27 protein-coding genes are annotated in these 25,908 nt (G+C 38.9%); 20 read left to right on the forward strand and 7 right to left on the reverse strand.

What is annotated here, in order from left to right:
* The first annotated feature begins 143 nt into the window (after positions 1–143).
* Positions 144–2,102 carry a PTS fructose transporter subunit IIABC gene (locus CIL03_RS13155; protein ID WP_094886331.1) on the forward strand — a complete coding sequence of 653 codons (1,959 nt, stop codon included), beginning with the start codon at positions 144–146 and terminating at the stop codon, positions 2,100–2,102.
* Between the two features lie 234 nt (positions 2,103–2,336).
* On the opposite strand, the gene CIL03_RS13160 is transcribed toward CIL03_RS13155, so the two are convergent.
* On the reverse strand, positions 2,337–3,098 hold the full coding sequence (locus CIL03_RS13160; protein WP_133087834.1) for a hypothetical protein: 762 nt from the start codon (positions 3,096–3,098) through the stop codon (positions 2,337–2,339).
* Between the two features lie 376 nt (positions 3,099–3,474).
* On the opposite strand from CIL03_RS13160, the gene CIL03_RS13165 reads away from it, so the two are divergent.
* From CIL03_RS13165 to CIL03_RS20270, 3 genes are all read left to right on the forward strand, one after another.
* Positions 3,475–4,002, forward strand: a complete 528-nt coding sequence (locus tag CIL03_RS13165) for an RNA polymerase sigma factor (protein ID WP_094886333.1) — start codon at positions 3,475–3,477, stop codon at positions 4,000–4,002.
* Positions 3,986–4,777 carry a DUF4367 domain-containing protein gene (locus CIL03_RS13170; protein ID WP_094886334.1) on the forward strand — a complete coding sequence of 264 codons (792 nt, stop codon included), beginning with the start codon at positions 3,986–3,988 and terminating at the stop codon, positions 4,775–4,777. The genes CIL03_RS13165 and CIL03_RS13170 overlap by 17 nt, the downstream gene beginning before the upstream one ends.
* A gap of 282 nt (positions 4,778–5,059) precedes the next feature.
* The gene (locus tag CIL03_RS20270; protein WP_276282951.1) at positions 5,060–5,194 is read left to right on the forward strand and encodes a hypothetical protein; all 135 of its coding nucleotides are present in this window, start codon (positions 5,060–5,062) and stop codon (positions 5,192–5,194) included.
* Between the two features lie 99 nt (positions 5,195–5,293).
* Here CIL03_RS20270 and CIL03_RS13175 read toward each other — a convergent pair whose 3' ends face one another.
* Positions 5,294–5,815 (reverse strand): GNAT family N-acetyltransferase, encoded by a 522-nt coding sequence (locus tag CIL03_RS13175; protein WP_094886335.1) that lies wholly within the window; start codon positions 5,813–5,815, stop codon positions 5,294–5,296.
* A gap of 213 nt (positions 5,816–6,028) precedes the next feature.
* Between CIL03_RS13175 and CIL03_RS13180 the strand changes: the two genes are divergently transcribed.
* Genes CIL03_RS13180 through CIL03_RS13195 form a run of 4 tightly spaced genes read left to right on the forward strand, consistent with a single transcriptional unit; the run spans position 6,029 to position 9,711 of the window.
* Positions 6,029–6,682 (forward strand): 5-bromo-4-chloroindolyl phosphate hydrolysis family protein, encoded by a 654-nt coding sequence (locus CIL03_RS13180; RefSeq protein WP_094886336.1) that lies wholly within the window; start codon positions 6,029–6,031, stop codon positions 6,680–6,682.
* Positions 6,666–7,832, forward strand: coding sequence for a toxic anion resistance protein (locus CIL03_RS13185; protein WP_094886337.1), 1,167 nt, complete (start codon positions 6,666–6,668; stop codon positions 7,830–7,832). Before CIL03_RS13180 ends, CIL03_RS13185 begins: the two co-directional genes overlap by 17 nt.
* 46 nt (positions 7,833–7,878) lie before the next feature.
* On the forward strand, positions 7,879–8,835 hold the full coding sequence (gene manA, locus CIL03_RS13190) for a mannose-6-phosphate isomerase, class I (protein WP_094886338.1): 957 nt from the start codon (positions 7,879–7,881) through the stop codon (positions 8,833–8,835).
* Positions 8,836–8,847: 12 nt separating this feature from the next.
* Positions 8,848–9,711 carry an ROK family protein gene (locus CIL03_RS13195; protein ID WP_094886339.1) on the forward strand — a complete coding sequence of 288 codons (864 nt, stop codon included), beginning with the start codon at positions 8,848–8,850 and terminating at the stop codon, positions 9,709–9,711.
* A gap of 128 nt (positions 9,712–9,839) precedes the next feature.
* Here the strand turns inward: CIL03_RS13195 and CIL03_RS13200 are convergent, their stop codons facing one another.
* The 4 genes from CIL03_RS13200 to CIL03_RS13215 form a co-directional block, all read right to left on the reverse strand.
* Positions 9,840–10,517, reverse strand: a complete 678-nt coding sequence (locus CIL03_RS13200; protein WP_094886340.1) for an N-acetylmannosamine-6-phosphate 2-epimerase — start codon at positions 10,515–10,517, stop codon at positions 9,840–9,842.
* Positions 10,518–11,072: 555 nt separating this feature from the next.
* Positions 11,073–11,951 carry an ROK family protein gene (locus CIL03_RS13205; RefSeq protein ID WP_094886341.1) on the reverse strand — a complete coding sequence of 293 codons (879 nt, stop codon included), beginning with the start codon at positions 11,949–11,951 and terminating at the stop codon, positions 11,073–11,075.
* A 12-nt stretch (positions 11,952–11,963) separates the two neighbouring features.
* Positions 11,964–12,635, reverse strand: a complete 672-nt coding sequence (locus CIL03_RS13210; protein ID WP_094886462.1) for a FadR/GntR family transcriptional regulator — start codon at positions 12,633–12,635, stop codon at positions 11,964–11,966.
* A gap of 2 nt (positions 12,636–12,637) precedes the next feature.
* Entirely contained in the window at positions 12,638–13,330 is a 693-nt protein-coding gene (locus tag CIL03_RS13215) for a FadR/GntR family transcriptional regulator (protein WP_094886342.1), read from the reverse strand.
* Between the two features lie 183 nt (positions 13,331–13,513).
* Here CIL03_RS13215 and CIL03_RS13220 point away from each other — a divergent pair, with 183 nt between their 5' ends.
* Positions 13,514–14,383, forward strand: a complete 870-nt coding sequence (locus CIL03_RS13220; protein WP_094886343.1) for an N-acetylneuraminate lyase — start codon at positions 13,514–13,516, stop codon at positions 14,381–14,383.
* Positions 14,384–14,806: 423 nt separating this feature from the next.
* Entirely contained in the window at positions 14,807–16,318 is a 1,512-nt protein-coding gene (locus CIL03_RS13225; protein WP_094886344.1) for a sodium:solute symporter family protein, read from the forward strand.
* 306 nt (positions 16,319–16,624) lie between these two features.
* Here CIL03_RS13225 and CIL03_RS13230 read toward each other — a convergent pair whose 3' ends face one another.
* Positions 16,625–17,059 (reverse strand): YkvA family protein, encoded by a 435-nt coding sequence (locus CIL03_RS13230; protein WP_094886345.1) that lies wholly within the window; start codon positions 17,057–17,059, stop codon positions 16,625–16,627.
* Between the two features lie 255 nt (positions 17,060–17,314).
* On the opposite strand from CIL03_RS13230, the gene CIL03_RS13235 reads away from it, so the two are divergent.
* From CIL03_RS13235 to CIL03_RS13280, 10 genes are all read left to right on the forward strand, one after another.
* On the forward strand, positions 17,315–18,319 hold the full coding sequence (locus tag CIL03_RS13235; RefSeq protein WP_165767960.1) for a LacI family DNA-binding transcriptional regulator: 1,005 nt from the start codon (positions 17,315–17,317) through the stop codon (positions 18,317–18,319).
* Between the two features lie 41 nt (positions 18,320–18,360).
* Positions 18,361–18,915: a 6-phospho-3-hexuloisomerase gene (hxlB, locus tag CIL03_RS13240; protein ID WP_094886463.1), complete on the forward strand. Its 555-nt coding sequence runs from the start codon at positions 18,361–18,363 to the stop codon at positions 18,913–18,915.
* A 15-nt stretch (positions 18,916–18,930) separates the two neighbouring features.
* Positions 18,931–19,569, forward strand: a complete 639-nt coding sequence (locus CIL03_RS13245) for a bifunctional 4-hydroxy-2-oxoglutarate aldolase/2-dehydro-3-deoxy-phosphogluconate aldolase (protein ID WP_094886347.1) — start codon at positions 18,931–18,933, stop codon at positions 19,567–19,569.
* A 32-nt stretch (positions 19,570–19,601) separates the two neighbouring features.
* Positions 19,602–20,633, forward strand: a complete 1,032-nt coding sequence (locus tag CIL03_RS13250) for a TRAP transporter substrate-binding protein (protein WP_094886348.1) — start codon at positions 19,602–19,604, stop codon at positions 20,631–20,633.
* Between the two features lie 91 nt (positions 20,634–20,724).
* On the forward strand, positions 20,725–21,210 hold the full coding sequence (locus CIL03_RS13255; RefSeq protein WP_240508077.1) for a TRAP transporter small permease: 486 nt from the start codon (positions 20,725–20,727) through the stop codon (positions 21,208–21,210).
* Positions 21,210–22,496 (forward strand): TRAP transporter large permease, encoded by a 1,287-nt coding sequence (locus tag CIL03_RS13260; protein WP_094886350.1) that lies wholly within the window; start codon positions 21,210–21,212, stop codon positions 22,494–22,496. Before CIL03_RS13255 ends, CIL03_RS13260 begins: the two co-directional genes overlap by 1 nt.
* A gap of 27 nt (positions 22,497–22,523) precedes the next feature.
* Positions 22,524–23,201: a ribose-5-phosphate isomerase RpiA gene (gene rpiA / locus CIL03_RS13265; RefSeq protein ID WP_094886351.1), complete on the forward strand. Its 678-nt coding sequence runs from the start codon at positions 22,524–22,526 to the stop codon at positions 23,199–23,201.
* A 48-nt stretch (positions 23,202–23,249) separates the two neighbouring features.
* Positions 23,250–24,200 (forward strand): sugar kinase, encoded by a 951-nt coding sequence (locus CIL03_RS13270; protein WP_094886352.1) that lies wholly within the window; start codon positions 23,250–23,252, stop codon positions 24,198–24,200.
* Positions 24,201–24,258: 58 nt separating this feature from the next.
* Positions 24,259–24,882 (forward strand): 3-hexulose-6-phosphate synthase, encoded by a 624-nt coding sequence (gene hxlA, locus CIL03_RS13275; RefSeq protein WP_338061890.1) that lies wholly within the window; start codon positions 24,259–24,261, stop codon positions 24,880–24,882.
* A gap of 21 nt (positions 24,883–24,903) precedes the next feature.
* Positions 24,904–25,884, forward strand: a complete 981-nt coding sequence (locus tag CIL03_RS13280; RefSeq protein WP_094886353.1) for a Gfo/Idh/MocA family protein — start codon at positions 24,904–24,906, stop codon at positions 25,882–25,884.
* The last annotated feature ends 24 nt before the right edge of the window (positions 25,885–25,908 follow it).

A 25,908-nucleotide genomic window follows, 5' to 3' on the forward strand; every position in this document is an offset into this window, starting at 1 on the left:
TCCATTTTATAGGGGTCGTTTTTAAAATGGTTATTATTGCAATGTCAAAACCCACATTTTCTAATGTTCCTTAAACTAATTAGTAAAGATAAAAATGGGGTATATACTAAAGGATGACATTCTCTAAAAAAGGAGGACAAATGATGAAAGTATTAGCGGTTACAGCTTGTCCGGTCGGCATTGCGCATACATATATGGCTGCCGAAAACCTGCAAAAAGCTGGAGTTGAGATGGGCATTGACATAAAGGTTGAAACACAAGGCTCAATCGGTGTGGAAAATGCTTTGACGGATAAGGATATTGAAGAAGCTGATGGTATTATTATTGCCAGTGATAAGGAAGTATCCAGGGAAAGATTTGCTGGAAAGAAGCTGCTTGTCACGGGTGTCCAAGATGGAATCAGACGCCCGGAGGAACTGATCAATCGTATTAAAACTGGGGATGTTCCTGTCTATAAAGCTGGTTTGAAATCAGCCGAAGAAATAAAGAATAAGAAGAAGGAAAAAGAAAATCCGATTTATAAGCATTTGATGAGCGGGGTCTCTTATATGATCCCATTCATCGTTGTAGGTGGATTGCTAATCGCAATCGCCTTGACACTTGGTGGAGAGCAGACTCCTGGAGGTATTGTCATTCCGGAAGATTCATTCTGGAGTAAAATTAACAGTATCGGAGCAGCATCTTTTAGCTTTATGGTACCGATTCTAGCCGGTTTTATCGCGGTGAGTATTGCTGACCGTCCTGGACTTGCTCCTGGTTTAATTGGTGGATATATTGCTGCAACGGGAAGTTTTTATGGAAGTGAAGCTGGTGCAGGTTTTATCGGTGGAATTATCGCTGGTTTTCTAGCTGGTTATGTGACGTTGGCAATCAAGAAAATTAAAGTGCCAAAAGCAGTTCAGCCGGTTATGCCAATTATCTTTATTCCGATTATAGCTACATTGATTGTGGGATTATTATTTATCTATGTGGTAGGTGGACCGGTTTCAGCGGTCTTTGAATCATTGACTGATTGGCTGCAGAGTATGCAGGGAGCAAGCTCCATCTTACTTGCCATCATACTTGGCGGGATGATTGCCGTGGATATGGGTGGTCCATTCAATAAGGTGGCATTCCTGTTTGGTGCGGCCATGATTGCAGAAGGAAACTACGAGATTATGGGGCCGATTGCGGTTGCGATCTGTATTCCACCGCTTGGAATGGGACTTGCGACATTTTTAAACAAGAAAAAATATCAGCCTGCTGAGCGTGAGGCTGGAAAAGCTTCATTTACTATGGGACTGTTTGGGATTACAGAAGGTGCGATTCCATTTGCTGCACAGGATCCGCTCCGTGTTATTCCAAGTATCGTGGTCGGTTCTATGACAGGTTCAGTCATCGCTATGATTGGGAATGTCGGTGACCGCGTCGCACATGGTGGCCCAATTGTTGCAGTGCTGGGAGCGGTAGATAATGTGCTGATGTTCTTTATTGCTGCGATTGTTGGTGTTATCGTGACTGCGCTTATGATTAATCTCTTGAAAAAAGATGTTGAAGCAGAAATGCTGGATCCAGTTGCCGATGGTATGAATGGTGATGAAACGGAGGAAAATGAAGTCACTCCAGTAATAGAGCAGGAAGAATCCAAGACAGAAGAAGTGGAAATCAACAAACTGACTGATATAACGAATGTTGATTTAATCGAAACAGAACTGGCAGGAAATACAAGGGACGACGTCATTGATGAACTGATTCGAAAAATGGATGCAGCTGGCGTGTTGCATTCACCGGAAGAATATAAGGAAGCTATATTTGCAAGAGAAAATGAAAGTACAACAGGGCTTGGAATGAATATAGCCATCCCGCATGGCAAATCAAATGCTGTGAAACGTCCAACAGTTGCATTTGGAATGAAGCAGGATGGAGTTGACTGGATGAGTGTTGACGGCACGGATGCCAAGCTAATTTTTATGATCGCTGTACCAGAAGCAGCAGCAGGAGATGCACATTTGAAAATCCTGCAAATGCTTTCCCGCAAACTGATGGACCAGACATTCAGAGAGCAGCTGCTGAATGTGAAAACAAAAGAAGAAGCTTATAAATTGCTGGATACAGTGCAGTAGATATTATTGGGTGTCCCTCAATTAATTCTTAAAACGTGGCTTAAAAAGGGGAAAATAATTTAAATTATTTTTGATTATGCGGGGAAAACGAAATATATTAAAAAAGTGCTAAGACTCGATGGTTTTAGCACTTTTTTGCTGCTTAGTAACTGTTTTTTATTTTTAAAATTGTATTGCAATTAGCTGGGAGTTAGTAATTAAAAATCTCTGCATAAACAGAGACTCAACGCATCTTTAACGTTCACGTTCCTTTAACTTTTCATTTTGTTTCGCCCAAAAATCTGGTGGAACATACGAAATAATAGAATAATCCATTTCATGCCCATCCCGGGTCGACAATTGAATAAGTATATTTTCTTCTGTATCAGAAGGTTTTATATCTGCTGTGGTGATTGTAATTACCTGTACGCCATTTCTTTTTGGATTACCGGCAACTACAACTTGGTTTCCGGTTGTATATACATCGGTCACTTCCGTTTGAAAAGTAACAATATACAAATTGAGTGCTTCTTCATCCTGGAACATTGGAATGGAAAAACCAATATTATGTTCAAAGTCATACCAGGAAGAAAGTCCAATGTCATAGTTAGTAAACAAACGGTGAAGTGCATAATGTATCCTATCAGGAACATAACTCCATCTTCCACCACCTAAACTGTGCCAATGTTCTTCGTAGGCAGGTCTTTCATAATCAGGTTTATTCACTATTAGATCGAAAGGAATATTTGCACCGTTATGAATTATATCTGAAATGGGTTCTAATTCTGCCGGGAAAGATAACTCTCTCCATGGCGGGTCTTGAATATCTACAGGTTCGGGAGGCTCCAGTGTCTTTATTCGGAGTCTAAGTTTCTTTATAATTTCTTTTAATTCTTCATTTTCCTTTTCCTTTTCTGAATTTTTTGTGGTAACAGATGCTTCCACATTTGACATTGGAGTTATAGCACCAAGTACCATTAATAAACTAAGAATAACAAGTAAACAACTTCGAAACATGTACATGTTAGCACCTCAAAATTATTATTCGATCTTGAAATGAAATAATACATAATTCTTTGTTCAATTATAGAGTGCAGTTCTTTTAAACTTTTCTATTTTCAGCAATCACACAAGATAGCTGAGTAATCACTTGATATTATTACATCACTGTTAAAAATCCTGGGAAGATACCGTTGGGGACTAAAAGAACTTGCGAAAATACGATAAAAATTAAAAGTATGAGTGCAGAAAACCTGTATAATAAGTATAGGAGTTGTCGTTATGGCAGCTCCTATTTCGTTTAATTTAAAGTTTGAAATAAAACCTGTGACTTTTTAATGTTATATACGTCTAACTAATGAGTTTTAAATAGCAAAGGGGGGGCTGAGTTGTTTTGTCTGACAGCATAAAAAAAGATGTTGAAGAATGGTACTATCATTACAGTAATTCAATATTTAAATTTATATTTATGATGGTTCATGATTATCAGCAAGCGGAAGATTTAACACATGAAACGTTTATAAAAGCTTACAAAAATTATTGTTCGTTTGAAGGGAAGGCAAAACCCAGGACATGGCTGTTTAGCATTGCACGGAATATCACTGTAGACGCTATAAGAAAACATAAACCTATAAAACTTCTCAAGGATTTTATTCTGATACATAAAGATTCTGATCCGTTGCCTGAAGACATTGTAGAGGTAAAAGAAAACTCAAAAGAATTGTATAAAGCATTAAGCAGCCTTAAACGACCTTACCGGGAAGTAATCATTCTCAGAAAAATAAAAGGCTTCAGTATCAAAGAAACGAGTGATATCTTAAATTGGTCAGAGGGCAAGGTTAAAACAACCCTATATAGGGCATTGCCTGCTTTGGAAAATCAGCTTGTTAAGGAGGGGTTTTTGAATGGGAGATCAATTTAATGATAGATCCTATTTTGACAAAGCATTAGAACAATTAGACAGGGATATCGTGTGGAATCAGGAAAGAAAAAGTAAAATCCAAAGTAAGGTTATGTTAACTATAGATAGAGAAAAGAACAAATCCAGACTATTTAATAGTTTTAAATATATGTCCAGTATAGGAGTAATGATTGCTTTATTATTATTTGGCTATAACTTTTTATCAGACAGCATGATTTATAATAATGGGGATGGAACAGCAAATACACCTGGCAATCAAACAAATAATAGCCTTATTACAGGTGAAGCAGATAATCATGAGGAGAAAAATGAAAATAAAAATGAAAATAAAGAAATACCAAAACTAAATAAATCACAAGTAACTGAAGAAGAACTTTTAAAGGAATTAGATCTTCGTCTTCCGGCACATATTCCATCCGAGGCGTCTAACAGCCCTCAGTTTATAAAACTTGTACATCCAGATGGAAACGTTACAGCGGAAGTTAAGTATGTCGAAACAAAAGAATTATTTTTTAACTATGTTCAGGAGGAAATTAACGAAGATACGGAAACTGTTACTGAGAAGATTAAAAATGTGATGTATAAAGATGAAAAACTAGAGGAAATTGAAATTAATGGGTTTCCATCCTATCTGCTTTTAGAAGGCGACACTTCTTCTTACTATAGTTCCCTTCATATTGTAATTGACAATCATTTCTTTACAATAACCACTCATGGTATTGGAAAGGATGAAATAATTAAAATTGCTGATTCTATAGATTTTACAGGGTTATAATCGTAACTAATAGAACAAGTTGCGCGTGTTAACCAAGTAACATTTAAAATGAAGAAACTTGATCTTGAGGAGTTACGGAAGGCAATAAGGGATAATAAATACAGCTCGCTGCCTGGCTTCATGGTGTTCAGGAGTTAAACAAGACGATCAGCAATGATCGTCTTTTCACTTAAAAAAATACCACTATTATTTCCGGAATATTATGTTAGTGTTGAAGTAGGTAGTTATTGAGCCGATGGTGCAGAAGAATTACATAAGTGTTTTTGGGAGGTGGATGATATAATGTCCTGGATTTTAGCTTTGTGCGCGGCTTCTTTAGCGATACTAGCATATATTGAACTTGAGAAAGTGAAAAAAGAGAATAAAAGAATGGGGGAGAGGATTGCAAAATTAGAAGGTGAAGTAAATAAAAAATGATAAAGAGGGACTGCTAATTTGTAAGTTTCAGTAAATATAGTTACCACTATTAGAATTGAAAAAGAAATTATACGAAAGGCTGTGATTACTAATTTTTAACTATGTTTCAAATTGTTTCCAGAATTTCCGATCGGCATCCTTACTAATCACTGGTTTAAATCCTAATTTTTTATATAAATGGATGGCAGCACGGCTTGTTGTTTGTGTTTTTAAATAGGCTTGAGTATGGTAAAGTGCGAGCAGTTTCATTGCCTCTGTAATTAGTGGTCTGCCTAGTCCTTTACCCTGAAACTCGGGCAGGATTTCGATCCAGTGCAGACGGCCGATTGTCCCATTATTGCATTCACCAAACCAAGCAGCCGCAGTTCCCACAGTTTTACCAGAAGTTGTTTCTAGAAAAACTATCCGCTTCCTAACAGCTTCTAAATATGGCAGAAATTCCTGATTGAACCGCTTGAGGGCTTTTGTTTCTTTAGAAAATTCACCTGTTGCTGTAACGATTCTAGCCCATTTATTATCATCATCTTCAGCACCAAAAAAACGAAATTGATACCCGCTTGGGAGTGGATAGCTCGGTATTTCAGTTAAATCATGAGTCATATATAATGGAAAATGCTCCATAGGAAAACCTCGCAATTCTTAATCTATTCTCAACTAGCAATTCATTCGACAACACCCCGAATTATAACATATAATCAAAGGAAGCACAGAGATGCTATACGTGCTTTCTGCCATATAGATGAAACCTTTTGACTAAGTTTGTCGTAAGAATAGAAGATACCTCATAAAAATGACCCACTTTAATTAGGATATTTTAAATAGGAGCTGGAAGATATGAAAGGATTTTTTCAATTTATGCTGCGGCTGTCTGCGGCCTCCTCGACTGCTGTACTGACATGGCTGCTTGCTTTTTTTGCTTTTAGCCAAACGTTCCTTCTTTCTGGTTTATATGCGTTGGGTGGCGGGACAGTAATTTATATTTCAATAAAGCAAATCACATATATCCGCAACCTGAAAAAGTATGGCCTCAGCAGAAGGGAATATAAATATATCAGGGACAACCTGAAAGAAGCGAAGGATAAAATATCCCGTCTGCAAAAAGCATTGATGAAGGTAAAAACGCTTGATCATGCAAAACAAAACATAGAAATTATCCGTACCGTTCGAAAAATTTACTCGAACACAAAAAAGGAACCGAAGCGCTTTTATCAGGCTGAAGCATTTTATTATAACCATTTGGATTCCCTTGTCGAATTAACGGAAAAACATGTGTACCTAGCCTCACAGCCTGCAAAGTCATGGGAGATGACAACATCGTTACTGGAAACTGAACAGACAATCCGAACGGTAGGGAGTACGGTGAAAAAAGATTTACATCACATGTTGAAGGGTGATATGGACACATTGCATTTTGAGCTCGATGTGGCTAAGCACTCGCTAAACAGAACAAAGAATGAAAGGAGTGCCCTGAATGAAGGAACAAAATGAATTCAACCGTTCTGAAGAAATTGATGATTTACTATCAAACCCCTTTGGCAAGACGGAAATCGATGCATCATTGAATGATTCTGAGCCACAAAAGGACAAGCCCCAAAAAGTGATCGACATCTTGCCGGAAGAAAGCAGACAAAAGGCAATCCACCTGGCAGATCAAATCGATCCAAGTGATTCCCAGTCGATTACAGCTTACGGAACAGAAGCACAGTCCAAACTATTGAATTTTTCCCATTCCATGCTTGACCATGTTCAAAATAAGGATGTTGGTGAAATTGGTGATATTTTAAAAAATCTTATGAAAAAACTGGAGCAAGTAAATCCAGAAGAGCTGCAGCCTGAGAAACGTGGGATATTTTCACGGATGTTCGGCAGAATTTCGAGCTCTGTAAATGAAATCCTCTCCAAATACCAGAAAACTGGTGCACAAATTGATCGGGTCAGTGTGAAGCTGGAGCGCAGCAAAGATGCGTTAATTACAGATAATGGCATGCTTGATCAGATGTTTGATAAAAACAGAGATTATTTTGATGCCTTGAATATTTATATTGCTGCTGGTGAAGTTAAGCTTCAGGAGCTGGAAACAAAGACGATTCCAGAGCTAAAAGATAAAGCGGAAGCAAGTCAAAATCAAATGGTTTACCAGGAAGTAAATGACATGCTGCAATTTGCGGAGCGGCTTGACAAGCGAATGCATGATTTAAAATTAAGCCGGCAAATAACCATGCAAAGTGCGCCGCAAATACGGCTTATTCAAAATACAAATCAAGCCTTGGTTGAAAAAATTCAAGCTTCTATTCTAACAGCCATCCCGTTATGGAAAAATCAGGTTGCAATTGCATTAACCTTGCTGCGCCAGCGCAATGCTGTTGAAGCACAAAAACAAGTATCCAAAACGACTAATGATCTATTGCTGAAAAATGCAGAGATGCTGAAATCCAATACAATTGAAACTGTAAAAGAGAATGAGCGGGGACTTGTGGATATTGACACATTGAAGAAAACGCAGGAACATTTAGTTTCCACTATAGAAGAAACACTAAGAATTCAAACAGAGGGCAGAGAGAAACGCAACCAGGCTGAACAGGAATTAATTGGTATGGAGGACGAATTGAAACAAAAAATGCTTGAATTTAAAGGCTGATGATCAATAACTGCTTATTTCACACAACATTATGGAGGTTTGACAGATGTATAATGAACCAATTTTCTTAAAGCCTGTACTTCAGGAACGAATTTGGGGCGGTGAGAAGCTCCGGACGGAATATGGCTATGATATTCCATCGGATAAAACTGGTGAGGCCTGGGTAATTTCTGCACATCCGAATGGTCAGAGCGAAATTGTAAATGGCCCGCTCGCTGGCCAAACATTGGCGGATGCATGGGAGAAGCACGGTGAATTATTTAATAAATCACCTGAAAATAAAGAGGAGTATCCATTGCTTGTGAAAATACTGGATGCAGATGATGATTTGTCTGTTCAGGTGCATCCAGATGATCAGTTTGCCCGTGAGGTCGAGGGACAGCCATATGGAAAAACAGAATGCTGGTATGTGCTGCAGGCAGAGCCCGGAGCACAGCTAGTGTTAGGTCATCATGCGAAGTCCCGCGAGGAATTGGAGAGCATGATGGATAACGGTGAATGGGATCAGTTACTTCAGTATAAAAAGGTACAGGCCGGAGATTTTGTTTATGTTCCAAGTGGTACCATTCATGCAATTGGAAAAGGCATTGTTATCCTGGAAACACAGCAAAGCTCGGATATTACTTATCGTGTGTATGATTATGATCGAAAGGATGCAGCTGGAAATACAAGAGAATTACATTTAGAGAGAGCGAAAGAGGTAACGACAGTACCGCACCGTCAAGCAGAAAGTGAACAAAGTGAAGAACTTGCTGGGGATTTGAAAATTAAAAAGCTGGTAGAGGAAAACTATTTTACGGTGTATCATTGGGATTTGAATGGCAGGGTGAGCCGTACAATGGATCATGACTTTTTACAAGTAAGTGTGACTGAAGGAAGTGTCCAAATAACAGTTGGGGACAAGACATTTCAAGCAACGAAAGGAAGCCATTTTATTTTGCCTCATGGACTGAAGGAATATGAAATCTCTGGAAATGGGCAATTAGTGGTTTCACATACTTAGGGGGAAGAATGGATGATTATTGGCGCAATTGAAGCTGGGGGTACAAAATTTGTTTGTGGGATTGGCAATGAACATGGTGAGATTTTTGAAAAAATAAGTATCCCTACAAGAACACCGAAAGAAACGATGAAGGATGTTTTTCAGTTTTTTGAAGGAAAACAGATTGAGCGGATGGGGGTTGGTTCCTTTGGTCCGATCCAGGTAAGCCAAGATCAGCCCGACTATGGTACGATACTGGAAACACCGAAAACGGACTGGAAGTACTTCCCTTTGCTTGATGAAATAAAGAAGAATTTTTCAGATGATATGTTAATTGCGGTTGATACCGATGTCAATGCAGCTGCTTTTGCTGAAATGAAATGGGGAGCAGCGAAGGGTATGAATTCCTGTGTGTATTTTACGGTAGGAACAGGAATCGGAGCCGGAGCTGTTGTCCGTGGCAAACTGGTGCATGGGCTATTGCATCCAGAAGCTGGCCATATGTTTGTGAAACGCCACCCGGATGACGATTTTAAAGGAAGCTGTCCATATCACGGTGATTGTCTGGAGGGACTGGCTTCGGGGACTTCGATGCGAGAAAGATGGGGCAAAGCAGGTGTGGACATACAGGATAAAGCGGCCTGGGATCTGGAAGCTTATTATTTGGCTCAGACTGCAATTAACGCACTCCTCACATATTCCCCGGAGAAAATAATTTTCGGCGGTGGTGTTTTAAATCATCCAGGTTTAATCGATAAGGTTAGAGAGCAATTTTCGAAGCTATTGAATGGCTATATAAAGAAAGATGAAGTAATTGAAGATGTTGATGACTATATTGTGCTTCCGGGGCTTGGTTCGGAGGCTGGGCTTAAGGGGAGTCTGGCACTTGTGCTTTAGGCGACTTGGATAAAACGGATATCTTGGCTGGAAGACTGGATATTCTCATTAGTATTTCTGCTAATATATCCAAATTCATAAAACTAAAAAAGCTGCTGACAGCAATCGTGCTGTTAGCAGCTTTTCCTTTATTCCATCATACCTGCAAATCGCTTTGTAATATCCCTCGGCCTTGTAATCGCTCCGCCAACGACACTGGAATATGCTCCAAGTTCCATACAGCGTTTATACATTTCCGGTGTAATTACATTACCTTCAGCGATTACTGGTATATTCACTTTTTCCAGAACATCCTTTAAAAATTTAAAGTCATCATGGAAAAGCTTTTTTCCTTCTGTTTCTTCGGTATAGCCATGCAGAGTGGTGGAAATGCAGTCAAATCCCAGCTGCTCCGCCTGAACGGCATCTTCCAGTGTAGCAATGTCTGCCATCAGCTGAATATCACTATTTTTTTCTCGTGTGTACTTGACTAGGTCTGCAAGTTCGATATTGTCTGGACGCTTTCTTGTTGTTGCATCGAGTGCAATCATTTCGCATCCGCTATCAATCAGTTCATCAATTTCTTTATGGGTTGCAGTAATAAAAACAGGACTGTCTTCGTAATCACGTTTTACAATGCCAACAACTGGCAGATTAACTGCTTTTTTTATCTCAATAATATCCTCTTTTGAATTGGCGCGAATGCCCTTTGCTCCACCTTCCATTGCTGCTAAAGCCATTTTTGACATAATGTATGAACTGTGGAGCGGCTCATCTGGCAATGCCTGGCAAGACACAATCAAATTTCCTTTTACTTTTTCGAGCATATTTTATTTCCTCCTATTTAGGTTGCTTTTTATTTTATAAAAATTCTTAGATGGGACCATACTTATAAATATCGTGCTATCTGGTTCGCAGTTGATGGAAACTGCGACATAACTTTAAATGGTAATTCAGCCACCGCTGCGGAAATACAATACGCTTTCCTCGGGCTCGCGATGAGCCTCCTCGGTCGCAAAGTACGCTCCCTGTGGGGTCTCATCGTTCGCTTTCCAGCAGGAGTCTGCGTGTATTTCCTCCGCTAGTATTCAGTTTACTGCCGATAAAGTGCAATAGTAATCAATAAAGCATAGAACCACCTTACCAGTTCGGGTGAGCGGAGGGCGGTGACTCCTGCGGGAAAAGCACGAGTCCGAAGACCCCGCAGAGTGGTTTTCTCGAGGAGGCTGAGGCCGTGCCCGCGGAAAGCATCCGCCCGCAGCGATCCCGAACGGCGATTATAGCAAATACTTATAGCAAACAGTAATTATGTCGCACTTTATAGAAACTATGAACAGCATCTAACAGATTAGTCCTCCAATCTAAAATCTACTATCTAACTTTCAACTAATATCCCGATTAAAAAATGGATACACCGCACCATATAATGCTGCATCATTGAATAATTCGGCGATTTTCAGCTCAGTCTTCAGGAAGCTGTTGGGTAAAAAGGTTTCGAGTTGATTTTGGATCAGTTCCAGGAGATAGTCGCCTTGTACGGAAACACCGCCGCCAATCAGGATGCACCTTGGGTCTGTCAGTAAGATGATCTGTGCCAATCCTTTTGCGACTTCCATAGTCCAGGCTTTAATGATGGAAAAACAGGTTTCGTCTCCATTTTTCGCTCGTTCAAAAACAATTTTTGCTGAAAAGCTTTCTCCCAATTCATTTGCAATCATTTTATTTAATGCAGTTGTCGATGCGCGTTGTTCATAGTTTGTACGGGTTTCGGGGTCGTACAACAAATAGCCGACAGAATTTGCCTGGTGATGAAAGCCATCAATCAATAGTTGATTATAAAAGGCACCACCAATACCGGTGCCAAGTGTGATGCAGAAAACATTATCCTGATTCCTTGCAGCACCTTTCCAAATTTCTCCCAGCAGTGCAGCATTCACATCATTCTCAACATGAACCGGCAGTTTGTATTTTTCAGTCAGCCATGCTTTGAATGCTGTACCTTTATAATCTTTAATTGTTGGGCCAGCATAAATTATTTCACCTTTTTCCCTGTCAACAATTCCGGCGGTGCTGATTCCGATTCCATCAATTTTATAGTTATCAGCAGCAGCTTCTGTTATTGCATCAATCTGTTTAAAAATGGCATACCCGATGTTTTCAGGTGTTGTCATTTTTTGATGATTAACGAGTCTATGCTGATCATCCATCAGGGCATATTTGATGTATGTACCACCAATATCAATTGACAAATAATGTCCCATATGGCGTTCCTCCTACACTTTTGTGTTTTGAATGTGTCTGGTGAGCAATGACTTTGCCTGTTCAGCCTTCCCATTAATCAGTGCTTCCACAATTTTTTCATGTTCCGCTGTTGCTTTTTTATATTCTTCCATTGTCATTTTAATATATTCTGTTTCGAAAAAATAGCTTGTAATCATGTTTGTCATTTGAATAAACAGCTGATTTTTGGTTGCCTTCAGGAGCTGCTTATGGAACGAAATATCTGCTTCCCTGAACTCTTCTGGTGATTTGCTGTTTTTGCTGTCCTCGACCATCTGCTTTAATTCTGTTAATTCATCCGTTAAATTATGCCGAATAATTTCTTCCATGGCGCTTGTCTCAAAAATAATTCTTAAACTTAATATATCCTGTATTTTTCCGTCATTAACCTGCCAGAGGAAGAAAAAGCTGTTCAGGAGATTTTCGATATTTGATTCATTTATAAATGCGCCTTTACCCTGTGTGGTTGTGACAACTCCTGTATTTTCCAAATAGCTTAAAGCTTCTCTGACGACAGATCTGCTCACACCGTACATCTCGGTGAATTTCCGCTCTGTCGGAAGTTTGTCGCCAGCCTTTAACTGCTGATCGATTATATATTTTTTGATTTCCTGGATGACCGTTTTTTTAAGCGATGTTCTTTCTGTCATCTGGATTGGGTCCATCTTCACGATTCTTCCTCCATCTGCTTAATAAAAGTAAAAATTGGCTCAAAGTGGTCAGTCATGACTTTCTGCGCATGCTCCAAATCCTTAACTTTAATGGCATCCACTATTTCGTCATGCTGCTTATAGGATTTTATAAGTGCTTCCTGATTTTCAATTAAATCAATCTTTACAAGGGCAAAATACTCATGAATAATTTCGCTGAAATTGTAAAACGTATCATTATCTGTTGCTTTAATTAGCAATTGGTGGAAGGTGCGGTCATATTTTTTCGTGTCCTGATTGTTTAAAATGGTTTGATAATAGGATTCATTTGCTTCCTTCAACTGCTGGATGTCCAGCGGAACCCGCTTTTCAATGATCAGTCTCAGAGCCCCAAGCTCGATGACTTTTCGAACTTCGATTAATTCTCTAATTTTGACACCATATGTATCATAATGATGTTTCAAAATTGTATTAATCGATCCGAGCTTTGTATCCGCAATGTAGATGCCGCCACCAGGTTTGATCATTAAAATCCCCACAGCCTGAAGCGAGATTAATGCTTCTCTTATAACAGTCCTGCTAACCTTCAATTGTTCTGTAAGTTCTTTTTCTGTTAAAAATTTATCATTTGGTTTTAAATTGTTTTCCAAAATGAAACCTTTTATCCGTTCAATAACAATATTCACCAGTGAAGTCTTTTGTATTCCCATGTCGAGCCCCTCTTGTTTTTCTTCATCATAACACAGATTTTCGTACTGGAATGAAACCCCTTACTAAAAATTGTTGACATTTTTTGAAAACACTTTTATGATGAAATAGAAATAAAAATTGGTCTGACAATATTATAACTTTGCAGATACATTTTCGCAATATGAATCAAGGAGGAATTTTCTATGAAGGGTCTATTTTCAGCTTTGCTTGTTCCCTATGATGAAAATGGACAGGTAAAAGAACAGGGATTGCGCGAAATCATCAGAAATAATATTGATGTACAGCAGCTCGATGGCTTATATGTAAACGGAAGCTCCGGGGAAAACTTTATGCTGACAACTGAGCAGAAGAAGGAAATTTTCCGGATAACAAGTGAAGAAAATAATGGTGCAGTTAAGTTAATTGCACAGGTTGGTTCTATCAATCTGGATGAAGCAATAGAGCTTGGTAAGTACGCAACAGAGCTAGGGTATGATAGTCTTTCTGCAGTTACGCCATTCTATTATAAATTTACATTTGATGAGATTAAAAATTATTATGATGCAATTATAGAAGCAACAGGCAACAACATGATTGTTTATGCGATTCCTGCATTGACAGGTGTATCCGTGACATTGGAGCAATTTGATCAGCTTTTTGAAAACGAAAAAGTAATTGGTGTTAAATATACGGACGGTAATTTCTTTATGCTGGAGCGCTTGCGGAAGAAATATCCCGATAAACTGATCTATTCTGGCTTTGATGAAATGCTGATCTATGGAGCGATTTCAGGTGTGGATGGTGCGATTGGCAGCACTTATAACATTCATGGAAAACTTGCAAAACAAATTTTTGATCTTGTACAAAAAGACGAAGTTGCTAAAGCATATGAAGTACAGCATGTTATGAATGATATTATTGAAAAGGTTCTGGAGCTGGGATTATACCAGACTTTGAAAGAGGTATTAAAAGTGAAGGGCATTGATGCGGGAACAGTTAAGAAGCCAATGAGCTCGTTTGATCCAGCAAAACAAGAAGCTGTGAAAAAACTTGTAGAAGATTTTAATTTGTAATAATTAAATCAGAGAGGCATTTGTCATGCTTCTCTGGTGACATTAATTTTTTGAATAATAACTTTTTAAGCGGATTCAGGAACAAAGGCGCAAGTGCCCGTTTAGCGACGTACGAACTGGACTGAACCGCAGGAGATAAAGGAAACACGGCGACCGTTGGGAGTCGATGTTGACTTATCGTACGGAGGTGAAGGAAGTTCGATAGTCGCTGGGCGCTGGAGCCGGACGCGGCTGATTTGGTTGTTTATTTATCCACAGGTCAAAAATTTTATAATTTTCTATTCAGGAACGAACGTGCTGGAGCTGGACGTGGGACACAGGGACAGGTCCTCTGTCCCCAAAACACCACGGTGGGACAACTTACCTGTCCCCATGTCCCATAGCATCTAAATTATACATCTATATCAACAAGGGGGAAAAATAATGGATAAAGTAGGTCTTGGTGCAGTAAACTGGATTGTTTTAATCGTATATCTGATTGCGATGCTGGGTGTGGGTCTTTATTTTACGAAAAAGGCCGGGAAAAACACGGATGCATTTTTCAAAGCAAGTGGTAAGATTCCTGCTTGGGCGGCAGGGTTCAGTATCTATGCGACAACATTAAGTGCAATTACGTTCATGTCGACACCAGAGCAGGCATTTTTAACAGACTGGTCCTATGCGGCAGGGAACCTTGCAATATTCGCAATTATTCCTGTATTGATTTATTTCTATATACCTTTCTTCAGAAAATTGAATGTAACAACAGCGTATGAATATCTTGAGGAAAGATTTGGGCCATCGCTAAGGGTAATCGGAAGTTTATTATTTGTCTTATTCCATATTGGCCGTGTAGCTATTGTAATTTATTTGCCAACTTTGGCGATTACGTCCGTTTCAGAAATTAATCCAGTATTGATTGCCGCGGCTGTCGGAGCTTTATGTATCATCTACACATTCTTAGGTGGGATGGAAGGTGTTATATGGAGTGACGTTATCCAGGGCATCCTTCTGCTTGGCGGGGCAATTCTAGTTGTGGTACTGGGTATCTACGCAGTTGATGGCGGATTTTCAACTGTAATAAATGATGCAATAAATGAAGATAAGCTGATTACAGCGAGTAATTTCCAGTTTGGAACAGCAGCTGCAGCAATTCCAATTATCTTTCTCGGTTCCATTTTCAATAACCTGCACCAATACACAGCAAGTCAGGATGTTGTACAGCGTTATCAGACAACAGGTTCCATCAAAGAAACGAATAAATCTTTATGGACAAACGGGGTTCTTGCTTTAATTACAATTCCGATATTTTATGGTATGGGAACAGTACTTTACAGCTATTACAATAATGTGGAAGCACTTCCTGCAGGATTCAACACTTCCGCAATTGTACCATATTTTATTGTAACCTCATTGCCTGTTGGAATTGCCGGCTTATTGATTGCAGCAATTTTTGCAGCTTGTCAATCAACGATCTCATCAAGTCTGAACAGTATTTCAGCTTGTATCACAGTAGACTTTAAACAAAGATTTTTCAGTAAAGAGAAATCAAATGATGTTGCTTTGGCAAGATGGGTGATTATCATTGCAGGTATCCTTGGACTGGCTGCAGCATTGTATCTAGTTTCAACAAACCGGGCCGAAACTTGGAATCTGTTCCTGGCCATAACCGGATTATTCGGTGTTCCAATCGCAGGTATTTTTGCACTCGGTATTTTCACGAAACGTGCAAATGCCCCAGGAGTATTAATTGGTCTATTCCTAAGTGCAATTGCTTCATACTTTATCCAGCAAACTGATCTAACCCCATTTGCTGTAAGTATGGTGTCGTTCTTTACATCATTCGGATTTGGATATATTGCCAGCTTTTTCTTCCCTAATTCCGGTAAAAATATAACTGGTCTTACTATCTTTACGAAGAATGAGGAGTATGTGAGGGAAGAAGTGAAAGCTTAATATTAGAAAATCGGGTAAACACGCAGGTGGTGTTTACCCGATTTTTTTCATTTTGATAGAGCTTTCTTAAGGGATATGTTACAAATCGTAACACCGTGGTGGGTCAATCCGGAGAGCTTCGCAGTTCTCCCCAAAAGTAGCTCGATTCGGACAAGAAGTCTTGCGATACTAATCTAAAGTCGCGCGAACTCTCAAAAGTCGCTTAATACCACTTGGAAATGGGGAGTGCGCAACTTTAAGGATGGCTCGCGCGACTTCCACGGAAATCGCATGACATTTAAGCGTGTGATTTCTTTCCTGTAAAAATTATTCCGGTTTAAACTTATCTTCTATTTCCTCTGTATCATAATCTTGTCCAAATAGTTTTTGCATTCGGTTATGTGCCTGCAGCTTCATGGTATCGTCTATACTTGAAATTACTTGATATAATGCTGAAATAATTACTGCTGCGTCATCTGTGAATCCAACTGCCGGCAGGGCATCCGGTATGAGGTCGATTGGCAAAATTAAATAGCCAAGTGCACCGGCAATCGTTAGTTTTGCTGATTTTGGTGTTGATGGACTTTTAAAGGTATAAAATAACAATAAACTATAGTAGGATATTTTAATGCCTATTTTTCTTGCATATTTTAGTAGTTTTTCAACGTACTTTTTTTCGGAAAAGTGTTTTTTGCTTCCTTTGATCAATTTAACAGGGTTCATTTTTTTCAGTTTTGATTCATGCTGTTCTTTTGATTTCATTTAAGCACCTTCTATTAATATGATATTACTTATTATAATTGATTCTATATGAAATTTTCAATGTGATTACTATATAAAAAAACAATCGCAATATATTGGACACGTCTGTTTTTATAACAAATTATTTCACTACTGGAAATAAATTACTGAGTAAAAGACTTGTAAAACGCTTACAGTTATTTTATACTATCACTAAATCGGTTTAGTAAATCGGTTTAGTATAAATTTCATTTAAGAATCTTAGGAGAATGAATTATGAAAGCAGTTACGATTTCAGATGTTGCCAAACAAGCAGGGGTATCAAAAAGCACAGTATCCCAGTTTTTAAATCAAAGATATGATTACATGGCAGAAAAGACAAAAAAACGAATAGAGCAAGCAATTGATGAATTGGGTTACAGCCCCAATATTGTTGCAAGAAGCTTAAAACAAAAGTCTACGATGACCATCGGTGTTATCGTTGCAAATATTTTACACGTATTTTCTACACAGGTTATCCGCGCAATCGAGGATTATTGTAATGAATCTAATTTCCATGTCATTGTTTGCAACGCAGATGATGAACCTGCAAAAGAGAAACGTTATATTGATATGCTGCGTGCCAAGCAGGTGGATGGGATAATAGTCTTTCCAACAGGTGGTAATGTGGATTTATATAAAGATCTGGTTAAACAAAATTATCCCATCGTATTTATGGACAGGATGGTTCCCGGAATATCAGTCAGCTCTGTTTTACTGGATAATGAGAAAGCATCAGATTTGGCGGTACGTACATTTGTTAAAAAGGGTTATACGAGGATTGGCATGATTTCTCCACCGATAGTGAAAAATATTACACCAAGAACAGAGCGTGTCGATGGATTTAAAAAAGCTCTAAAAAAACAGCAGATGACATTTTATCCAGAGTATCTGGCAAGTGGAGAGATTGCGGATATTCAAGTAATGATGGAACAGCTTTTTAAACAGGCTAACCCGCCAACAGCTCTTTTGGCTCTTAATGATAGGGTATTGGTTGAAATTTTACAGTTTGTAAAAGCGCAACAGTTTAACATACCACATGATCTGGCACTCATAGGAATCGATGATGTCTCATTTGCCGGTATTTATAATCCTGAACTGACTACCATTGCGCAGCCGGCATTCGAAATGGGAAAGAAAGCAGCGGAATTACTGCTTTACCTCATAAGAAACAAAAATGTACAGGAAGAAGCAAGAGTATACCGATTTGAACCAAAGTTAATTGAACGAACTTCTGTGTAGGAAGAAAGAATATGAAATTATCAATTGGAGGACGACATTCTATGGAAAAAATAATTAACACAATTGCCAATGAAATTAAAGAAGTACTGCAGCAAACTAGTGAAAATGAAACTATTCAGCTAGCAGAAGAGATTCAGGCAGCCAATCGGATTTTTGTTGCAGGAACAGGACGCTCTGGACTAGTTGGCAAAGTCTTTGCAATGAGGCTAATGCATAGCGGCTATTCCACTTATGTAGTCGGGGAGACAATCACACCGAGTATCGAACCAAACGATTTATTAATTATTATTTCCGGTTCGGGTTCAACAGGTTCTTTAACACAATATGCAAAAAAGGCGAAGGAAGCTGATGCAAAAGCAGCACTAATCACAACAAACCCTGATTCTGTTATAGGAAAAGGCAGTGATTGTATAGTAAGAATCCCAGCTGCAACAAAGAAACGGCTTGCATCAGAACCCAATACTATTCAGCCGCTTGGCAGTCAATTCGATCAATCGGCACATCTTCTTTTAGATGCGGTAGTCGTTTATTTACTGCAGCAAATGCCAGAAGTACAACATTCAAAGTTAAATAAAAAGCATGCCAATTTAGAATAAATGGAGGGTTTTTAAGTGAAGATTATTGATTCAATTAAGGAAAATAAAATAGTTGCTGTTATTCGCAAGGCAGATGAAAAGAATATTGTGCCGATATTGAAGAGCCTTACTGATGGTGGGGTAAAAGCTGTTGAAATTACTGCGGAAACCCCCCAAGTTGGACGAGTAATTGAAACGGCAGTTAATCATATGAATGCCGAGATTATCATTGGCGCAGGTACAGTACTGGATCCGGAAACGGCAAGATCAGTGATTATGGCAGGGGCTAAATTCATTGTATCTCCAACATTAAACACAGAGACATTAAAGCTGACAAATCGCTATGGAATTTTAAATATACCAGGGGTTTTAACACCGACTGAAATTTTAAAAGCATATGAGCATGGAGCAGAGATGGTTAAGGTGTTTCCTGCAGATGCATTTGGACCTGATTACATTAAAAATATTCTGGGACCACTTCCACATGTACAGGCAATGGTAACTGGCGGTATAACACTGGAAAATATGAATGAATACCTCTCAAAGGGTAGTGTGGCTGTAGGAATCGGCAGTAATCTAGTCAATGCAGCCAAACTGAAAACAGACGAAGATTATCAACGGCTTACCGAAAGAGCGAAGCAATATGTTTCCAAGTTGAAGGAAATAAATTCCTAGAAAATTAAAGGGAAAGAAGGGAGTTAATCAACATGAAAAAAACTAAAACCGTTTACATTTTACTTGGATTGGTTATTGCAGTTCTGCTGTCTGCCTGTGGCAATGACGGGACAGAAGGAGAAGACGGGAAAATAAAAATTGTGGCAGCACATAATCAAACTTCACCAGACAGTCCATACCAGGCTGGATTGCTGAAATTTAAAGAAGTGGCAGAAGAAGAATCAAATGGCTCCATTGAAGTAGAAGTGCATGCAGGAACAATAGGCACAGAGGAATCACAGCTTGTGGAGAAGCTTCAGCTTAAAGCAGCCGACGTTGTGGTAGTATCTCCTGGATTTATGACTCAGACAGGAATAAAAGAAGTAGATTTATTCTCAATTCCTTATATTTTTACAAGCTATGAACACTGGGAGTCAGCCGTAGATGGAGAAGTTGGCGAAAAAATGGCTGATATCATTAATGAAAAATCCGATAATTCCTTTAAGCTTTTGGGATATTGGACAGCAGGTGTCAGACATTATTATGGAAAAAAACCACTGGAGTCAATCGATGATCTCAAGGGTATGTCTCTAAGAACACAGACGTCCGGAGTAATCGCTGATTTCTGGAAAACTGCCGGTGCAATTCCTTCATCTATTTCTTGGGGAGAGCTTTATCAAGGATTGCAGCAGGATGTTGTTGATTCATCCGAAAACGCTTACCCATTCTTTGTTCAGCAAAACCATCATACAACGCCTAACGGTAAATATATAACAGAAACGGCACATGATTACACAACCAGATTTCTGTTAATTAATGGAGAAAAATTTGATTCCTACTCGAAAGAGCATCAGGAAATTATTTTAAAGGCTGCTGAAGAATCGGTGAAAGCTGAAAGAGAAGCAAATAATTCACAGGAAGTGGAATATAAGGAAAAGGCTATAGAAGATGGAGCGGAAGTAAATCAAATCGACCGTGAACCATTTATCGAAATAGCTAAACCTATTCAGGATGAAGCTGCAAAAGAAATGGAAGCAGTGGATTTATTGCAGGATATTAGAGATCTGGCAGAAGAACAAAAATAATATTCTGGATAGAACTGCTGAAGATGGTTTTATCCATGCTTGCCATCTTAATGGAATTTTTCAGGCTTTACGAAAAGAGGAGGTTTTACCTGTGAAACGTTTTATTGGAATACTGGAAAAGATCCAGTTAACACTTGGTGTTTTGTTTTTAGTTGTTTTCTTTACAGTTATTATCATTCAAATTATAACAAGATATTTAGGTATCGCGGTAATCTGGACGGAGGAAGTGGCAAATTATTCGTTCATATGGGCAATCTTTATGGGAGCTGCGGTTATGGTGAACCGCAGGGAACACTTTAATTTTGATTTATTTCAAAGAAAATTACAAAATAAAAAGAAGGCATCATTGACAATTTTTAATGACAGTGTATTAATTTTATTCAATATTTTTATCTTCTTGTATGGAATGCAGGTTGTAACAGAATTTTGGAACTACACCTGGGCATCCATCCCAGAGATGAAAATGGGATATGTGTGGATTTCGATTCCTATAATGGCTGGAAGTATGATCATTTATTCACTTTCCCATTTGATGGAAAATATTAAACTATTGAAAGTAAGGGAGGTAAATGAATAATGGGATTATTACTGATTGGTCTTTTCATAGTTTTAATGTTAATTGGAGTACCCATAGCATTTGTTATTGGCATCGTAGCTTTAATTGGCATTTTCAGCATTCCCTATACACCTGAAGCAACTGTGCCGATGAGTTTTGTAAATGGACTTGACTCCTTTGTACTGCTGGCTGTACCATTATTCATTCTAGCCGCCAATCTAATGAACTCAGGTAAAATATCAGTTAAGTTAATTGATCTTGCTATGGCAATTGTCGGACCCATCCGAGGTGGCCTGGCACATACCAACGTTCTTGTTTCTATGATGTTTGCCGGTGTATCTGGTGCATCACAGGCCGATACAGCGGGTGTTGGGAAAATATTAATTCCAAATATGGTGAAGCAGGGGTATGATAAGGAAACGGCTGTTGGGGTGACAGCAGCATCTTCCACGGTTGGTGTTGTAATTCCTCCAAGTATTCCAATGATTATTTTCGCTGGTTTAACAAATGCTTCGATTGGAGCGTTGTTCCTGGGTGGAATCGTACCAGGTATTTTAATTGGACTTGGTATGATGATTTTCATTTATATTCTGGCAGTGAAACGAAATTATCCAAGAACTGCCAGAACGGAATTCTCCAAATTTCTGAAGCTGCTGATGGAGACAATCCCAGCATTGCTTACTGTTGTTATTATTATTGGGGGGATAATTTCTGGTTTCTTCACAGCAACAGAGGCAGCTGCCGTAGCTTCGCTTTATACGTTATTGATCAGCATGTTTTATTATAAAACATTAAAATTGGAAGATTTGCCAAAAATATTGGTGGATACATTGGCATTAAGCTCGCTATCGCTATTTGCCCTTGCTGCTGCAAGTGCACTGGGTGAATTGATGAGTTACTATCAGCTTGGAGCAATGGCACAGGAATTCTTTACCAATAATGTTGGGGCAGAATGGTTGTTTATACTAATCATCATTGCATTCTTCCTGTTCGTAGGTACATTTATGGATGCGATTCCTGCAATGATTCTTTTTGTGCCGATTATCCTGCCAACTGCTCTTGAATTTGGTATTGAACCGGTACATCTAGGGTTAATTGTTGTTATTACATTGGCAATTGGACTTGTAACACCGCCATATGGATTATGTCTATTGCTTGCGGCTAAAATAGGGAATCTATCCATTGAAAGATCATTTGTTACGGTCATTCCATATATAGCGATTATTTTGATCGTATTATTGTTCATTGCGTTCTTCCCAGATATCGCCTTTTATCTGCCGAAAATGATTAATCCATCATTGTTTTAATTAGTATAGAAGGAGTTTGATTATTATATGGATCCAATGGAAAGAAGTAAAAAAGCAGTTGCTGAGCATGCAGCGAATTTTGTAAAGGAAGGGATGGTTGTTGGCCTGGGTTCCGGGTCAACAGCCAACTGGATGATAAAAAGGTTAGGAGAACGTGTTCAAGAAGGATTGAACATTAAAGGAATTCCTTCTTCATTCAAGTCAGAGCGTCTCGCAGCCGAATGTGGGATTCCCTTAACTGACTTCTCATCTGTGGATAAAATTGACATAGCAATTGATGGTGCGGATGAAGTGGATAGTGACTTGCAGCTGCTAAAAGGTGGTGGCGGCTCGCTTGTAAGGGAGAAAATTGTAGATGGTGAGGCAGAACAGCTGATAATCATAGTTGATGAGACTAAAATTGTTACACGTCTTGGCGAATTTCCTTTACCAATCGAGGTCACACCATTTGGCTGGGAATTAACTGCAGAAAATATATCAAACTTAGGTGGGAAACCTAAGTTGAGGCATCTGGATGGAGAGATCTTCGTAACAAATAATGACAATTATATTTTAGATTGTAAATTCCCCGGGATACAAAAGCCTGCAGAACTGCATGCATCATTAAAGCTGCTAACCGGGGTAGTTGAAACAGGTTTATTTATCAATATGGCCGATCAAATTATAATAGCCAAACAGGATGGAATTGAAATTTTAACAAAATAGAGGTTTCTAACAAAATAGGCATAACTGTTCGAAGTTGGGGGTAAAAAAATGTATGATGTAATTACGATAGGTGAAGCAATGGTCACCTTTAATCCGGGATCTACAGGTCCGATGAAATTTGTTAACACATTTGAAAAGAAAATAGGTGGTGCGGAGCTGAATCTGGCTATTGGATGTGCAAGACTCGGACTGAAAGCAGGCTGGATTTCAAGGCTCGGAAATGATGAGTTCGGCAGGTATATTCAAACCTTTACTCGAGGGGAAGGAATTGATGTATCACAGGTTGAACTAGTTGATGGATATCCAACATCCCTTAACTTCAAAGAAATCATGGAAGATGGCAGTGTCCGGACATTTTATTACCGTGATAAATCTCCGACACTTACATTGACAGCAGATGATTTGAATGAGAAGTATTTTAAAGAAGCAAAAATATTGCATTTAACCGGAATTTATCCTGCTATTGCTCCTGGGAACATTGCCATTGTGGATCAGGCGATAGCGCTGGCAAAAAAACATGGTTTGAAAATTTCCTTTGATCCAAATATCAGACTGCGGATGTGGACAAAAGACGAAGCACGTGCAGCTTTATCCAGAATTTTGCCGGATGTTGATATTCTGCTGGCAGGGGATGAAGAAATGGATATTATTATTGGCGAAAGCGATCCGAAAGCTATCATTGAAAAAGTAAAAGATCTTGGAATTTCCTATATTGCTATAAAACAAGGAGAGAAGGGATCCGTAGGTTATCATAATGGCGAAATGATCGAAGCCGCTTCTGTAAAAGCCGCAAAGGTTGTAGACACGGTTGGTGCTGGTGATGGATTCAATGCAGGTGTATTGTATGGCATTACTAAAGGCTGGCCACTGGAAAAAACAATGAATTTTGCTAATACCATTGGTTCCATGGTTGTAGGAGTAAAAGGTGATAATGAAGGGCTGCCGTATTATGAGGATGTACAGGGCCGGCTTGGTGAAATTGAGCGTATTGAGAGATAGCCTTAGCCCTAATTTAGATGTTCAGTTCGATTTGGTCTATTACTGGAGATGAGGTGGGATGATGAAATTACAGCTTGCACTTGATCGTTTAACATGGAATGAATGCCTTCATTTAGTGCAGGAAACAGAAGAGTTTATTGATTTGATTGAAGTAGGCACTGGTGTGATTAAGGAATATGGCATGTCTATTGTCAGGGAATTAAGAAAGCTGTATCCTGATAAAAAGATTGTTGCTGATATGAAAACATGTGATGCGGGGAAACATGAGGCATTACAGGCATTCGGAGCAGGTGCAGATATTACAACAGTTATGGCATTTTCTTCAGATCTGACAATTAAAGATACATTGCAGGTGGCAGGGCAGACTGGCAAACAAGTGATGATTGATTTACTGGAAGTATCTTCGAGAGAACGGATGGAGCAACTCCATGAGTTAGGCGTGGATCTTGTCAGCCTGCATGTTGGTAAAGACAAGCAGCAAAAGGGTGTATTTAATACAGAGCTGTTTTCGCTTGTGAAAGGCTTCAACTTTCAGGTTACAGTTGCAGGTGGTATTAATTTGAATACATTGCCTGAAATAATTAAGGAAAAACCTGATACCGTAATTGTTGGAAGTGCAATTACCAAATCCGAAAACCCCCATGAAACAGCTGCTATGATGAAAGAGATTATGAATCTTTAGTGTAAAAAAGGAAGGTGCTTTATGAATCTTGGCACAATAGGAACAAGCTGGATTACCAGTGACTTTATTGAAGCTGCAAAAGAGCAGGGCTCACTTAAACTGCAGGCAGTTTATTCGCGTTCGGAACAAAAAGCAAAAGAATTTGCAGAAAAACATGGTGCAGCAGGTTATTTCACAAATCTTCGAGAAATGGCAACAAGTGATTCCATTGATTGTGTTTATATTGCTTCTCCAAATTCTCTTCATTTTGAACAGGTTATGCTATTTCTTAAGCATAATAAGCATGTCATTTGTGAAAAGCCTATGTTTTCAAATCGCAAGGAAATGAAAAAAGCATATCAAATTGCAGAGGAAAATGATGTTTTCCTATTTGAAGCAATGCGAAATATACACATGCCAAAATTCCAAGCATTAAAGGAAAATCTTCATCATGCTGGAAAACTGCGAAGTGCAGTACTGAATTATTCTAAATATTCCTCCCGCTATAATAATGTAATAAAAGGAGAGGAGCCCAATATTTTTTCCTTGAACTTTTCGGGTGGGGTACTGGTGGATTTAGGTGTCTACCCGCTTGCAGCCGCCATTGCATTATTCGGAAAACCGGAACAAGCGGCATATTCCCCTGTGATTATTGATACTGGTGTTGACGGAAGTGGAACGCTTGTATTGCGTTACCCGAGTTTTACGTGCACGATTTTATGTTCAAAAATAACTACTTCCTATAATCCATCTGAAATACATGGCGAAACCGGAACCTTCATGATAGATAGCATGGGATCTTTTTCAAAAGTAGTACAGAAGAACATTCATTCCTTAGAGGAAATTGAGGTTGGGGAAAGCCAGGATAAGCTGGATATGTTTTATGAAATTCAGGAGTTTGTTCGGATCATCGAGAAAAATGATAAAGAGAAATACGATGTGCTGCGAAAAATAAGTGCGGAGGTACTGGAGATTACAGAAAAAGTGAGAAAAGAAAATGGGATTATATTTGCAGCTGATTAGTAGCTGATACCAGCATGGAAAGTT

The organism is Virgibacillus indicus (assembly GCF_002266285.1).
Classification (GTDB): Bacteria; Bacillota; Bacilli; order Bacillales; family Amphibacillaceae; genus Virgibacillus_K; species Virgibacillus_K indicus.